This is a genomic window from Micromonospora sp. DT46 (assembly GCF_049841735.1).
GTDB classification, from domain to species: domain Bacteria; phylum Actinomycetota; class Actinomycetes; order Mycobacteriales; family Micromonosporaceae; genus Micromonospora; species Micromonospora reichwaldensis.
This window is the reverse complement of the sequence record NZ_JBNCKW010000003.1, coordinates 741,993-756,012: the sequence shown is the minus strand read 5'-3', so window position 1 is coordinate 756,012 and position 14,020 is coordinate 741,993. Positions and strand designations below refer to the sequence as shown.

The window sequence follows — 14,020 nt, the reverse complement described above, 5'->3', positions numbered from 1 at the left end:
GGGCGGTCGTGGTGCCGCCCCGGCGGGTGCGTCGACCTGGGCGGGGGGTGTCCCGACCGGGGGACCAGCCCGGATCGACGAGTGTAAAAGGCGTGACTCAGCGTGACAGGGGTCAGGCGACGAGGGCGTGTCGGGCGGGGCCGCGGTGGGGGGCGATGCTGCTGCCGTCGGGGAGGAGTTCGCCGGTGTCCTCGAAGACGATGACACCGTTGCAGAGCAGGCTCCAGCCCTGCTCAGGGAAGCAGGCGAGGACTCGGGCGGCGTCCCGGTCGGTCGCTTCGGCGGAGGGGCAGGTGGGTTGGTGCTGGCACATCGGGTTCTCCGGACTGTGGGGGCACTGTGTCATGGTTCACATGACCAGTGACGCACAGTACCAAGCGAAAGTGGCCGGCATCGAGCAGGTATGCGCGTCGTTTTTCCGAAATCCACTGAACGGATGAGGCAAGATGGGCCGGACGGCGTGGACACGCTCCCAGGGCTGACGGTCGGTGCGCCGGGAGCGCCGGCCGGCTGCCGCCGTACCCTCGTCGAGCGGGCCCGCTGGCAGTGGCGGCCCGCCGACGGCGGCGACCCGGCGGCGCGGGCCGAGGAGTTCCTCGCCGCGCACGGCCTGCCGCTGCACGACCTGGCCCGCCCCGCCGGCCGCCACGACGCGGCCGGGGTGTGCGGGGCCGCTCTCTACGTCTCCGCGGCCGCCGGCGCCGCCCTGGTCGGCGCGCCGGCCGGCGCCGCCAACCCCGTGACCGGGCTGCCCGAGGTCGCCGTGGTCGTCTACGGCCACGGCCCGGGCACGCCGCCCGGCGCAGGCGCCGCCAGCCCCGCCACCCCCTGGTGGCGTGGCACCTTCGCGGAGAGCTGGACGCCCCGCCAGCACGCCGACGCCGTGACCGCGGTCCGCGCGGCGATCGGCCGCGGCGACGTCTACCAGGTCAACGTCGTCGGCCACGCCGCCGCCCGCTACACCGGCGACCCCCTGCCGGCCCTGAGCCGGCTGGCCGCGCTGCCCGGCGCACGCTACGGCGGCACCCTCGCCGGGGCGGGCTGGGCGATCGGCTGCGCCAGCCCCGAGACCCTGGTGGAGCTGACCGGCGGGCGGTTGATCACCAGGCCGATCAAGGGCACCCGGCCGGCCACCGCCGCCGGCCGCGCCGAGCTGCTCGCCTCGGCCAAGGAACGCGCCGAGCACGTGATGATCGTCGACCTGGAACGCAACGACCTGGCCCGCGTCGCCCGCACCGGCAGCGTGCGCGTCGACGAGCTGTTCGCCGTACGCCGGTGGTGCGACCTGTGGCAGGCGGAATCGACGGTCTCCGCGGCGGTCGCCGACGGGCTCGGCCTGGCGGACCTGCTGCGCGCGGTCTGCCCCGGCGGCTCGGTCACCGGCGCTCCGAAGCTCGCCGCCCTCGACCGCATCGCCGCGCTGGAGCCGGTCGGCCGGGGCGCCAGCATGGGCGCGCTCGGCTGGGTCGCCCCGGGCCGCATCGACCTGGGCCTGACCATCCGCACCGCCGCCGTGGACGTCGAGCGCGTGCACGTGTGGGCGGGTGGGGGCATCACGTGGGGCAGCGATCCCGACGCCGAGGTCGCCGAGGCCGCCGCGAAGGCCGCCCCGGTGCGCGCCGCGCTCGCCGGCGGCTGACCGGCGCGGCCCCACCGGCCGGTCGGCGCATCCGCCGGGCTGCGCACGTTGGAAGAGGCGCGCGCCGGCCGCGTCCGGTGAGATGGGCCGTACTCCACGCCACCCGGGCCAGGGGGGTGCGCAGCCAAGGCGGTCCCGATGTACCAGCAACCCCTGCAACCCGTCGGTGGGTCGCTCGCGCTGAGCGCCGCCTGCGCCGCGCTGCCCCTGCTCACCCTGTTCGTGCTGCTCGGAGTCGTGCGTACGCGGGCCTGGGTGGCGGCGTTCGGCGCGCTAGGCGTGGCGGTCGTGCTGGCCTGGTGGCTGTGGGGGATGCCGCTGCCGCAGACGCTGCTGGCCGCCGGTCAGGGCGCCACCTTCGCCCTCTTCCCGCTCGTCTGGACGTTCGGCACGGCGATCTGGATCCACCGACTGACCGTGCACACGGGGCACTTCGACACGCTGCGGCAGGGCTTCGCCCGGATCAGCGACGACCGCCGCGTGCAGGCCCTGGTGATCGCGTTCTGCTTCGGGTCGCTGCTCGAGGCCCTGGCCGGGCAGGGCACGCCGGTCGCCGTGACCACGGTCATGCTGCTGGCCCTCGGCTTCACCCCGCTGCGGGCGGCCGCCGTGGCGCTGGTCGGCAACACGGTGCCGGCCGCCTTCGGACCCCTCGGCCTGCCGATCACCACCCTCGCCGGCGTGACCGGGCTGCCCGCCACGGAACTGGGCATGATGGCCGGCCGGCAGGTCCCGGTGGTCGCGGTCGTCGTCCCGCTGGTCCTGCTCGTCGTCGCCGACGGCCGCCGGGGCGTACGCGAGCTGTGGCGTCCGGCGCTGGCGTGCGGCGGCGCGTTCGCGGTGGCCCAGTTCGTCACGGCGAACTGGCTGACGGCCGCCCTCGCCGACATCACCGCCGCGTTCGCGGGGGCGGGCGTCCTGCTGCTCGTCGTCCGCCGTGGCGCGGCGCGGCGGACGGTTGCCGTGCCGGTCGGCGGCGGGCCGCCGGAGCGCGCCGCCGGCGGGCTGTCGGAGCCTGACGCCGCAGGACTGTCGGAGCCCGACGCGCTGGCGCCGGCGGGATCGCGCTGGCGGGCGTACGCGCCGTACGCGACGATCGTGGCGGTCTTCGCCGTCTCCCAGGTGCCGGCCGTCAAGCGGCTGCTCGACGCCGGCACGCTCGCGTTCTCCTGGCCCGGACTGCACGTCGTCACCGCCTCCGGTGACCCGTCACCGCTGACGACGTTCCGGTTCGCCTGGCTCGCGGCCCCCGGGTCGCTGCTGCTGGTGGCCGGCCTGATCACGGTGGCGCTGCTGCGGGTGCCGCCGCGCGAGGCCGTCGGGCTCTACGGGCGCACCCTGTTCGAGCTGCGGTGGGCCGTGCTGACGGTGGTCGGGCTGCTGGCGCTGTCGTTCACCATGAACGCCTCCGGGCAGGTCGCCACGCTGGGCGTCTGGATGGCCGGCGCGGGCGGACTCTTCGCCGTGCTGGCGCCGGTGCTCGGCTGGCTCGGCGTCGCCCTGACCGGCTCGGACACGTCGTCCAACTCGCTGTTCGGCGCGCTCCAGGTGGCCGCGGCGCAGCGGGCCGGCCTCGATCCGGTCCTGCTGGCCGCGGCCAACGCCTCCGGCGGCACCCTCGGCAAGATGATCAGCCTGCAGAACCTCACGATCGCCGCCGCGGCGGTCGGACTCACCGGCCGCGAGGGCGACCTGTTCCGGCGGATGTTCGGCCCGAGCGTGCTGCTGCTCGCCCTGATGTGTGTGCTCATCGGGCTGCAGGCGACGCCTCTGCTGTCCTGGATGGTGCCGTAGCCGGCGCCGTACCCCCGGGTGGCTAGCGGCGCTCGGCGAAGTCGTCCAGCGCCGCCACGACCCGCTCCGCCATGCCGTTGGCGGATCCGTGCCCGGCGGTCTCCAGCAGTTCCAGCCGGGCGTCGGGCCAGGCCTGGGCCAGCTGCCACGCCACCTCCGGCGGGCTGCTGATGTCGAGCCTGCCGTGCAGCAGCACGCCGGGGATGCCGGCCAGCCGCCCCGCCTCGCGCAGCAGTTGCCCCTCCGGCAGGAAGCATCCGTTACGCCAGTAGTGGGTGACCAGCCGGGCCTGCAGCATCCGGAACACCGGGTCGTCGTAGCGGGGGTCGGGCCGGTGACCGGGGGCGGTGGCGACGTGGGTGTCCTCCCAGTCGCACCACTGCCGCGCCGCCCGTTCGCGCACCGCCGGGTCCGGGTCGGCCAGCAGTCGGGCGTACGCGTCGGCCAGGTCGCCGTCGCGCTCGGCCGGCGGCACGCCGTCACGGAAACGCGCCCACTCGGCCGGGAAGATCCGCCCCATCTCCCGGGTGAGCCACTCGATCTCCCGTCGGGTGCCGGCGGTCACGCTGAACAGCACCAGCTCGCTGACCTGCCGCGGGTGCCGCTGCGCGTACGCCAGGGCGAGGGAGGCGCCCCAGGAGGCGCCGAGCACCAGCCAGCGGTCCACGCCGAGGTGTTCACGCAGCAGTTCGATGTCGGCGACCAGGTGGTCGGTGGTGTTGGTGGACAGGCCCACGTCCGGGTCGGCGGCGTGCGGGGTGCTGCGGCCGCAGCCCCGCTGGTCGAACAGGACCACCCGGTAGCGGGCCGGGTCGAACAGGGTCCGCCAGCCGGGCGTGCAGCCGGAGCCGGGCCCGCCGTGCAGCACCACGGCGGGTTTGCCGTCCGGGTTGCCGCAGGTTTCCCAGTGCACGAGCTGCCCGTCGCCGACGTCGAGCATCCCGTGCGCGTACGGCTCGATCGGGGGGTACCGCTGCGCCATCGTCGTCCCCTTCGTGATCATCGATACAACAGCGCTGTTACATTAGCGGAGTGACAGCCGTACCTGAACGTGAGGCCCTGGGCACGCTGCTTCGGCACGTGCTCGACGTGCTCGACGGCGACGTCGCCACGGTCTACGCCGAACGGGGCCTGCCCGACTACCGGCCCCGGTTCTCGCCACCGCTGCGGGTGCTGGTCGCCGACGGCCCACTGCCCATCCGCGACCTGGCCCGCCGGGTCGGGGTCACCCACTCGGCGGCCAGCCAGACCGTCGCGCAGATGGCCCGCGCCGGCCTGGTCGAGCTGACCGCGGGGGCGGACGCCCGGCAGCGCATCGTGCACCTCAGCGACCGGACCCGCGAACTGCTGCCACTGATCGAGGCGGAGTGGGCGGCGACGACCGCCGCGATACGCGAACTGGACACGGAACTGACGGTGCCGCTGGCCGACGTGCTGCACGAGGTCCTCGCCGCGATGCGCCGACGGCCGCTGCGCCAACGCATCGCCGACGCGGGCCTGCCACCCGCCCCGGACCCCGGCCCGCCGCCGGCCGCGCCACAGCGACGGCGGCAGACCCACCCGCAGGCCCCGCGTGCCGGCTCCGCACCCGATGTCGGCAATCTGTCCTGACGTGCACCGGCCAACGGTTGCAGACTGTGCCGGTGGCCATCACCCTCACCGTCCGCGTGGTCGACGCCAACCTCGGCGCGGTGCCCGGCGCGCTCGTCGTGCTCGACGGGGGACAGGGGACCACGGACGCAGCCGGGCGCTGGAGCACCGTCGTGTCCCACCAGCCGACGGTGCCGCAGATCCGGGTCAGCCATCCGGCGTACGTCGCCGAGCGGGTGACCTTCACCGGAGACCTGCGCTCCGCCACATGGGACAACTCCCTCGCCCGCCGCGTCGTCTCCGGCGACGACGTGACGATGACCGTGACGCTCGGGCGGATGGATCCGTCGCCCGTCGTCACGCTCTCCGACGCCGACGTCACGCGGATCATGGCCAGCAGGGGGCGCGACCCGAGGGCCGCACGGGTCGTGGGCTGGCCCAACAACCCGAGGATCCACACCTACGCGGGGCACTACAACAACACGCTGACGTTCCGTCAGGCCAACCGGGAGCTGTTGAAGCCCGCAGCCGCCGCCGAGAGCGACGCGGGCTGGGACCGGTTCGGCGAGAAACGCGAGGTCACGGTCAACATCGCGGCGTTGAGCCGGTTCCACTTCCTGGAGTACGCCGCGACGCAGTCCGATCCGAAGTTCGTCGTCGCAGTGGTGTCGCCGAACCTGCCGGACCCCAAGCCCGTGACGAGTCTGGACTTCGTCGTCTACTGCAGCCCCAGCACCGGCGACTACACCGCCCGGTACCCGTACGGGCTGGTCAACGCGGCGGCGCCACTGCAGGAGTACCTGAACCTGGCCCGGAAGTACCTTCTCGACGAGGCCTTCTTCGCCTTCCAGTCGCTGGGCTGGGGCAACCGCTCGGTGCTGGTGATGCCGCTGTTCCCGCAGGGGCAGTGGGGCCCGTTCGCGACCGGCGAGGGGCTGCTGCGGATGTTGCGTGAGGTCGCGGTGTTCCTGCACCGGCAGTGCCGCACCAGCAGCCTCGGGCTGCGCAAGCCCGACGCCACCGCGCACGAGCTGGCCGGGCCGAACCTGCGGACAATCTTCCCGCCGCTCTACTCCGGTGACTTCGGCACGGTGCCCGGCGTCGGGCAGGTGGCGGTCGCCGGCTTCAGCCAGGGCATCGGTGCGGTCAAGGCCCTCATGTCCGACCTCACCTTCCCGGTGGGGCTCAACTCCACGCTCTGGGGCGTGCCGATGGGTGGCGGCACCGACGGCCGGCGGGAGTGGGCCCGCGCGTTTCGCGAGGTGTGGGACCTCGACGGCCACCACAGCGGCACCGGCGGTTGGCGCGCCTACCTCGACCTGCTGCGGGTGTGGTTCAACCACGACCCGGGCCGGGTCGTACGCAGTTACCACTCGGGGGACACCGGCCCGCCCGACCCGCTGACGGACCCCCATCCGGTATGGACGGACCTGCGCGGCGGCGGCCTCGACCTCGACCGTCCGACGCCACCGGCACGGGGCGCGTTCTGGGCGCGGCTGCTGCAGAACGCGCGCTGGACGGACCTGCGGGTGTCGAACCCGTACGTGGACGGCAGTTCGGGACCGCAGTTGCCGGTGTTCCTCGACCCGCACCACACCATGCCCCGGATCGGGTTCTCGCACGCCCTGTCGATGACCACACTCGGCCGGGCGGCCGCGACGCGTCCCTAGGCCGCCTGCGGCGGGACCAGGACAGACGGACATCCGATTACGGCAGGATGCGAGCCCGTCACCGATCGTACGATCCTGGCGTCACCCCCCGCGCATCGGCCGAAGGGGCATCATGGCGATCACCGTCACGTTCAGCGGCAAGGCTTCCCTCGCCGGGGCCGACCCCGGCTACCGGATCTGGTCCTACACGATCGAGCCCAACCCGCCCGGGGAGATCCCGGCCAACCAACGGATCGCCCTCGGTCTGCCACGCGACATGGACGTCCGGGACCCCAGCGAATTCCCGAACACCCCCGCGCTGGCCAACATGTTCCTGGTCCGCGAGGCCGGCTCGTCGCGTCAGTACGCCGGCCGGGTCACCAGCTCGGCGGGCACGCAGACCATCTCGTTCGTCGCTCCGGCCGCCGACGGCACCGCCGAGACGCTGCTGGTCAAGCTGGTGACCGGCCAGTCGCCGACTCCGCTGCCCTTCGCCACCGTCCCCGGCGGCACACCGGCTCCGGCGCAGGTGCTGACCGCGCCCGTCAACGGCCCGCCGGTGCACACCGGCCGGCCCCTGACCGCCTTCGCCGGCACCCTGCCGTACGCCAGCGAACTGTTCGGCATCTACCAGCCGCTGGCGGGCTGGTTCGGCATGCAGAGCGCCCTGCGCGTCGCCCACGGCGCCACCGACCGCGCCCTGGTGGACCTGAGCCACGAGTCGTTCTCCAGGGCCGCGGCCGCGAGCACGCTCGACGACGCGGCGCTCACCGCCCTGGCGGAGCACTTCGACGCCCCGATCCGTGGGGTGCTCTCGCCGGTCGGGCTGGTGAACCTCTTCCGGCAGTACTTCTTCGAGTTCGACACTTTCCTGGGTCCGCCCGCCGGGCACCTGTGGCTCAGCCCCGGCGGCACCGTGGAACTCGTCGAGACCAGCACGCGGCGCACCCTGGTCGAGAAGACCGCCGAGCAGTTCGAGGAGACCACCCGCAAGGTCGAGGAGAGCCTGACGGATCAGGAGGACATCGCCAACGCGGTCAAGGAGGACAACGCCAACGACACGAAGCTGGGCATCAGCGCCTCCGGTGGCGCCAACGTCGGCGTCTACCACGCGGACGCCAGCGCCAGCTTCAGCCTGAACGCCACCGTGAAGCGGTCCTCGGAGGAGACCCACAAGCACTCCCGTACGCAGAGCGCGAAGGTCACCAGCGAGATCAAGAGGAACTACAAGACGACGTTCAAGACGGTGACCGAGAGCACCGACCTGTCGAGCCGCCGCTACCTCGTGCAGAACACCACGGGCAAGCTGGTGAACTACGAGCTGCGGCGCAAGATGCGCAAGGTCGGTGTGCAGGTGCAGCACATCGGCGGGCGGCTGTGCTGGCAGGTGTACCTCCCCGGGCCGGGCCGCAACCTGGGCCTGGGGGATCTGGTGCACATCGTCGCGGCGCCGGACCTCACCGCCCTGCGGAAGCCGGAGCCGCCACCGCCGCTCGTGGCCAGGACGACCGCGTTCACCGGGACGTTCCCCATCCGGAAGGTGCGGGCCACCCAGGACCCGCCGGAAGCGAACATGGAATTCGTGCACCACACCGCCCCGGACGCCGAGGGGATCACCGACCACGACAACGCCATCCACGCGGTGGCCCGCATCGACTTCACTCCGTCGCCGCCCGAGCGGGGCTACAAGCTGAAGGACGCGCGACTCGTCTCTGTCGCACCGGGTCGCGCGTTCGTGCCCGACCTGATCCGCACCAACCAGGAGCAGACCGGCTTCGCGGTCTTCGCGAAGTTCTTCCACTCGGGCGACCTCAGCCCGATCAGCCTGACCTTCGACGTCACGTGGGACCCACCGCAGACCAACGACGCCCACGACCGGTACAACGAGGAGTTGAAGGCCTACCAGGCGCAGGTGGCGGAGCTGCAACGCACCGCGTACGCCTCGGCCGTGCGGGACCGGCTCGGTCTGCTCAGCGCCATGCGCCCACGGCCGTCGCAGGACCTGCGCACCGAGGAACGCCAGGCGATCTACGGGAGCCTGATCCAGAAGCTGAAGCCGTTCGACCTGTTCGCGGACCTGTATCTGGGCTCGGAGCTGCTCCGGCAGATCTTCGACGTCGACGAGATGCTGTACTTCGTGGCACCGGACTACTGGCGGCCCCGCGAGGTCACCCCGCCGCCCACCACTGCGCCGGCGCCTGCCCCGCCCACCCACACCAGCCTCGGCAAGTACCCGGTGCGGGACCCGAGCGTCCTCGCGGACCGGACCGTGGTCACCTGGTACTCCCACACCGACAAGACGAACGCGATGAATCCGGACGGCACGGTCTCCGACGAGTGGCGGGTGAACTACCTCATCACCGAGCAGACCCAGCCGGCACCCTCGGGGAGCTCGCTGGGCTGGTTGATCCAGGCCGACGGCGACGCGCGCCGCAACGAGTTCCTCAACGCCGCGTGGGCCAAGGCGGTCCTGCCCGTACGACCCGGGCGCGAACAGGCGGCGCTGGAGTGGCTCAAGCAGGCCAACGTGGAGGGGCAGGCGGCGCTGGGGCTTCCCTACCCGTTCCAGGACGGCGATCCCGAGGAGTACCGGAACAAGACGGTCGGGCAGGTCCTGAACATCCTCGCGCTCAAGTTGCAGAAGGACAACACGCAGATCGCCAACACCCTCGTCGCCGAGAAGGTCTTCGAGACCGGGTTCGACCCGCTCGACGGCGGCTTCCGCCCGGCGGCCCCGTACGAGGTCTTCGACCAGTGGATCGAGGTGCTGCCCACCGACCAGGTGGTGGCGGTGGAGGTGAGCTACGACCCCAGGACCGGCCAGCAGCTCTGACGCCACCGGCTCGGGCCTCCGTCACCGGCCGAGCCCGCGGTACCGACGTACCGCCAGGGGCCCGAACACGGCGGTCAGCAGCAGCGGCCAGGCCACGGCGAGCCCGACGGCGTGCTGCGCGGCGAACGACTCGCCGCCCCAGCCGGGGTTGCCGAACAGTTCCCGGCAGGCCGCGACGGTCGCCGACAGCGGGTTGTACCCGGCGACGGCGGCGAGCCAGCCGGGCATGGTGTCGGGGGAGACGAACGCGTTGGAGGTGAACCCGACCGGCCAGACCAGGATCTGCAGCACCACCACCGACCCGGGTGCGCGCAGCACCAGCGCCAGATGGATGCCGACCCAGATCAGGGCGAAACGCAGCAGCAGGAGCAGCCCGACGGCGGCCAGCGCCGCCGGTGCCCCGGCCCGCCACTGCCAGCCGACGGCGACCCCGCAGGCGAGCATGACGACCAGAGCGGCGGCGCAGTGCAGCAGGTCCGCGGCGGCCCGGCCGGTGAGCACCGCCGAGGGCGTCATCGGCAGGGACCGCAACCGGTCGGTGACGCCGCGCGCGGTGTCGGTGGCCACGGCCGCGTACGTCGGCTCGACGCCGAAGAGCACCGTCATGGCGAACATGCCGGGCAGCAGGAACTCCCGGTAGTCGCCGCCGCCGGGCACGCTCATCGCGCCGCCGAACAGGTAGCCGAACATCAGCACCATCAGCACCGGGAAGAGCAGCCCGACGACGAACTGCCCGGGTTGGCGCCGCCAGTGCGCCAGCGCCCGACCGGTGAGGGTGACGGTGTCGGCGACGGCCCAGCGCAGGCGCTGCGGCACGGGGTGCACGCCGGTCGTGCTCATGCGCCCACCCTGTCCTCGTCGGGGCGGGTGGTGGGGGAGTGGCCGTCGGTGAGCCGCAGGAACACCTCGTCGAGGGTGGGGCGGCGCACCGCGACGTCGGCGGCGGTGAGGCCGGCGTCGTCGAGGACCCGCAGCACGGCGGCCAGCGCGGCCACCCGCCCGGTGACGGCGACGCTGAGGCGCAGGCCCGCCGCGTCGACGAGCGGGGTCGCGGCGACGGCGGCGCCGACGACGCGTACCGCCCGGTCCAGGTCGTCGGCGCGGGTCAGCACGACGTCGACGCGGTCGCCGCCGAGCGCGGTCTTCAGCTGCTCGGGGGTGCCGTCGGCGACGACCCGTCCGGCGTCGACGACCCGGACGGTGTGGGCGAGCTGGTCGGCCTCCTCCAGGTACTGGGTGGTCAGCAGCACGGTGGTGCCGCCGGCGACGAGCCGGCGCACCGCGTCCCACACCTGGGCCCGGGCGCGCGGGTCGAGGCCGGTGGTGGGCTCGTCGAGGAAGAGCACCGGCGGGTTGAGGATCAGGCTCGCCGCGAGGTCGAGGCGGCGGCGCATCCCACCGGAGTATGTGCCGACCGGCCGGTCGGCGGCGTCGGTCAGGTCGAAGCGGGCGAGCAGGTCGGTGGCCCGGGCGCGGGCCCGCGCGCCGCCGAGGTGGTGCAGCCGGCCGAACAGGACCAGGTTCTGCCGGCCGCTGAGCACCTCGTCGAGCGCGGCGTGCTGGCCGACCAGGCCGATGCGGGCCCGGACCCGCTCGGGGTGGCGCAGCACGTCGGCGCCGGCCACCCGCGCCGCGCCGGCGTCGGGCCGCAGCAGGGTGCTCAGCACCCGTACCGCCGTGGTCTTGCCCGCCCCGTTCGGGCCGAGCAGGCCGCACACGGTGCCGGCGGGCACCGTCAGGTCGAGGCCGGCGAGGGCCTGCGTGCCGCCGTAGCGCTTGCGCAGTCCCTCCGCCTCGACAGCCGGTCCGTCGTGGTGCATCAGCGCCCCTCCACCCACTCGACTCGTACGCCGTACCGTACGGCATACGGTACGGCGGACGATACAGTGCCGGGATGACGACCGAGTACAGCGGCACCGGCGACCCCGCGCGCAGCCTCGCCCTGCTCTGGCGTACCCGCGAACGCACCAGCCGCAAGGGCCGGCCCGACCTGTCGGTGGACCGCATCGTGCGCGCCGCCATCGAGGTGGCCGACGCCGAGGGCCTCGCCGCCCTGTCCATGCGCCGCGTCGCCGAACGCCTCGGCGTCGGCACCATGTCCCTCTACACCTACGTCCCCGGCAAGGGCGAACTGCTCGACGTCATGCTCGACACCGTCTACGGCGAGACCGCCCGCCCCGACGACGTGCCCGGCGGCTGGCGGGAGCGGCTCACCCACGTCGCCCGCGAGACCTGGGCGCTCTACCTGCGCCACCCCTGGCTGCTGCAGGTCGCCACCACCCGCCCCCCGCTGGGCCCCAACGTCATCGCCCGCTACGAGTACGAACTGCGCGCCGTCGACGGCATCGGCCTGACCGACCTGGAGATGGACGCCGTCGTCACCCTCGTCTCCGGCTACGTCCACGGCGCCGTGCGCAGCGCCGTGGAGGCCGCCCAGGCCGCTGTGCGCACCGGCATGACCGAGCAGCAGTGGTGGCAGGCCCACGCCCCCTACCTGGAGAAGGCCCTCGACCCGCGCCGCTACCCCCTCGCCGCCCGCGTCGGCACCGCCGCCGGCCAGGAGTACCAGGCCGCCGCCAACCCCCACGGCGCCTTCGAGTTCGGCCTGGCTCGCATCCTCGACGGCATCGAGGTCCTCGTCGCCACCCGCCCGGACGCCGCCGCCACGACCGGCGAGCGATAACCTGGCCGACATGACGATGCGCCCCATCAGGATCATCGGTGACCCCGTGCTGCGCACCCCCAGCGAGCCCGTCACCAGCTTCGACGCCGAACTGCGCGCCCTGGTCACCGACCTGATGGACACCCTGCTCGGCGCCCCCGGCCGCGCCGGCGTCGCCGCTCCCCAGATCGGCGTCAACGCCCAGGTGTTCGTCTACGACGCCGACGGCCACCGCGGCCACCTGGTCAACCCGACGCTCGAGCTGTCGGAGGAACTGCAGGACGACGACGAGGGCTGCCTGTCCATCCCGGGGCTCTACTTCCCGACCACGCGCGCCCTGCACGCCACCGCCCACGGCTTCGACCAGCACGGCGAGCCGCTGACCATCTCCGGCAGCGGTTTCCTCGCCCGGGCCCTGCAACACGAGACCGACCACCTCGCCGGCCGCCTCTACGTCGACACCCTGCGCGGCGACACCCGCCGCAAGGCACTGCGGGAGATCCGCGCCGGCCGCTTCGACTCACCCAGCCGCCGCGGCTGACCCGCCCGCACCCTGCACGCCCCCGACGCCCTGGTCGTCGGGGGCGTGACTCACCTGTCGTGGGCGCGCAGCGCGTACTCGCCGTAGTCGGCCACCCGGGTGAAGCCCAGCCGCCCGTAGAGCCGCAACGCCGCCGCGTTGTCCGCCTTCACGTTGAGCGTGACGTGCGTGACGTGCTCGCGCAGCCGCCGGCACAGCGCGGCCACCACCGCACCGGCCAGCCCCCGCCCGCGCAGCCGGGGATGGGTGGTCACGTTGCCCAGCGCCGCCACCCGGTACGCGGGGGAGAACACGTGCACCCCGGCGACCGCCACCAGCTCACCGCCGTCGCGCACGCCCACGTACTGGCCGGTGTCGAGCATCCGCGGGTCGAACCAGTTGCCCGGGTAGGCCACGTCGTACAGCCGGCGCAGCGCCGGCAGGTCGTCGGCGTCCAGCACCGATCCCGCCGGGGTCACCGTGTCCAGCCGCGCCGCGTCGGTCAGGGCCATCCGGTGGTGCGGGCCGGCCGCGTCCATCCGGAACATCCCGGCCAGGGCCGGCTCCAGGCCGGGGGACAGGTGCGCCCACAGGCGGACCGGCAGCACCGGCGCCAACTGGCGCAGCAGCGCCGCCAGCCGGTGCACCCGTGGCGGGGCCGCGAACGCCAGCAACGTGGGCGGGTCCGCGCCGTGGTAGAGCAACGCCACCTCCTCGTCGTGGCGGAACCAGGAGGTGTACGGCCAGAAGAAGTCGTCCAGGTCACCGAGCTGGTACGCGTGCAGCACCGGGTCCCGCCCGAGCAGCGCGGCCAGGACGGTCCGGTCGTGTTCGGCGCGTACCGGCATCCGCCGATGATCACACATCCGGCGCGGGGCGCTCCGCCCGACGCCGGCGTGCTCAGCAGCCCGACGGGGTGGCCGCCTCCGGCTCGGCGGGAAGGTTCTCGTGCGCCCACCGGCCCAACGCGTCGAGCACCGGCAGCAGTGCCGCGCCCGGCCCGGTGAGCTCGTAGCTCACCCCCACCGGGGGACCCTGCCGGACGCTGCGGCTGACCAGCCCGATCCGCACAAGCTCGCCCAGCCGGTCGGAGAGCACGGACTCGCTGATCCCGGGCAGGGCGCGGGTCAGCTCGGCGAAGCCGGCCGGCCCGTCGGCGAGGGTGCTCAGGAGCATGCCGTTCCACCGCTTGCCGAGAAACGCGAAGGCCCGGGCGACGCCCCCGTCACACGTGCGGGGCGTGTCGCCCACCTGTGGCCTGACCGTCATGACCCCAGGATACGGCGGACATCCCCCGAACAAGGGACTAGTAAAAAGCTAGCTGCTACCGTAG

General features: G+C 73.6%; 13 protein-coding genes. 7 read left to right on the top strand and 6 right to left on the bottom strand.

The annotated features are described in order from the left end of the window. Nucleotides 1-112: 112 nt before the first annotated feature. Complete coding sequence (locus ACLQ20_RS11285; RefSeq protein ID WP_151456036.1) at nt 113-313, bottom strand: DUF5999 family protein; 201 nt, start codon at nt 311-313, stop codon at nt 113-115. Between the two features lie 123 nt (nt 314-436). Between ACLQ20_RS11285 and ACLQ20_RS11280 the strand changes: the two genes are divergently transcribed. Beyond that, complete coding sequence (locus ACLQ20_RS11280) at nt 437-1,639, top strand: chorismate-binding protein (RefSeq protein WP_425855336.1); 1,203 nt, start codon at nt 437-439, stop codon at nt 1,637-1,639. A 138-nt stretch (nt 1,640-1,777) separates the two neighbouring features. Beyond that, the gene (locus ACLQ20_RS11275; protein ID WP_425855334.1) at nt 1,778-3,433 is read left to right on the top strand and encodes an L-lactate permease; all 1,656 of its coding nucleotides are present in this window, start codon (nt 1,778-1,780) and stop codon (nt 3,431-3,433) included. Between the two features lie 22 nt (nt 3,434-3,455). Here the strand turns inward: ACLQ20_RS11275 and pip are convergent, their stop codons facing one another. Then, nucleotides 3,456-4,415 (bottom strand): prolyl aminopeptidase, encoded by a 960-nt coding sequence (pip, locus tag ACLQ20_RS11270; RefSeq protein ID WP_425855333.1) that lies wholly within the window; start codon nt 4,413-4,415, stop codon nt 3,456-3,458. A gap of 50 nt (nt 4,416-4,465) precedes the next feature. Here pip and ACLQ20_RS11265 point away from each other — a divergent pair, with 50 nt between their 5' ends. From ACLQ20_RS11265 to ACLQ20_RS11255, 3 genes are all read left to right on the top strand, one after another. After that, nucleotides 4,466-5,044 carry a MarR family winged helix-turn-helix transcriptional regulator gene (locus tag ACLQ20_RS11265; protein WP_425855331.1) on the top strand — a complete coding sequence of 193 codons (579 nt, stop codon included), beginning with the start codon at nt 4,466-4,468 and terminating at the stop codon, nt 5,042-5,044. A 32-nt stretch (nt 5,045-5,076) separates the two neighbouring features. Beyond that, entirely contained in the window at nt 5,077-6,693 is a 1,617-nt protein-coding gene (locus tag ACLQ20_RS11260; RefSeq protein ID WP_425855329.1) for a hypothetical protein, read from the top strand. A 112-nt stretch (nt 6,694-6,805) separates the two neighbouring features. Beyond that, nucleotides 6,806-9,505 (top strand): hypothetical protein, encoded by a 2,700-nt coding sequence (locus ACLQ20_RS11255; RefSeq protein ID WP_425855327.1) that lies wholly within the window; start codon nt 6,806-6,808, stop codon nt 9,503-9,505. Between the two features lie 21 nt (nt 9,506-9,526). Here the strand turns inward: ACLQ20_RS11255 and ACLQ20_RS11250 are convergent, their stop codons facing one another. Together ACLQ20_RS11250 and ACLQ20_RS11245 are read right to left on the bottom strand one after the other, a co-directional pair. Then, on the bottom strand, nt 9,527-10,345 hold the full coding sequence (locus ACLQ20_RS11250) for an ABC transporter permease (protein ID WP_425855325.1): 819 nt from the start codon (nt 10,343-10,345) through the stop codon (nt 9,527-9,529). Beyond that, on the bottom strand, nt 10,342-11,325 hold the full coding sequence (locus tag ACLQ20_RS11245; RefSeq protein WP_425855324.1) for an ATP-binding cassette domain-containing protein: 984 nt from the start codon (nt 11,323-11,325) through the stop codon (nt 10,342-10,344). The genes ACLQ20_RS11250 and ACLQ20_RS11245 overlap by 4 nt, the downstream gene beginning before the upstream one ends. A 74-nt stretch (nt 11,326-11,399) precedes the next feature. On the opposite strand from ACLQ20_RS11245, the gene ACLQ20_RS11240 reads away from it, so the two are divergent. Together ACLQ20_RS11240 and def are read left to right on the top strand one after the other, a co-directional pair. Then, nucleotides 11,400-12,188 carry a TetR/AcrR family transcriptional regulator gene (locus ACLQ20_RS11240; protein ID WP_425855322.1) on the top strand — a complete coding sequence of 263 codons (789 nt, stop codon included), beginning with the start codon at nt 11,400-11,402 and terminating at the stop codon, nt 12,186-12,188. Between the two features lie 10 nt (nt 12,189-12,198). Continuing rightward, nucleotides 12,199-12,708 carry a peptide deformylase gene (def, locus tag ACLQ20_RS11235; protein WP_311413282.1) on the top strand — a complete coding sequence of 170 codons (510 nt, stop codon included), beginning with the start codon at nt 12,199-12,201 and terminating at the stop codon, nt 12,706-12,708. Nucleotides 12,709-12,758: 50 nt separating this feature from the next. Here the strand turns inward: def and ACLQ20_RS11230 are convergent, their stop codons facing one another. Further along, nucleotides 12,759-13,535, bottom strand: coding sequence for a GNAT family N-acetyltransferase (locus tag ACLQ20_RS11230; protein ID WP_425855320.1), 777 nt, complete (start codon nt 13,533-13,535; stop codon nt 12,759-12,761). Nucleotides 13,536-13,587: 52 nt separating this feature from the next. Then, nucleotides 13,588-13,956, bottom strand: coding sequence for a winged helix-turn-helix transcriptional regulator (locus tag ACLQ20_RS11225; RefSeq protein ID WP_151456047.1), 369 nt, complete (start codon nt 13,954-13,956; stop codon nt 13,588-13,590). Between the last annotated feature and the right edge of the window lie 64 nt (nt 13,957-14,020).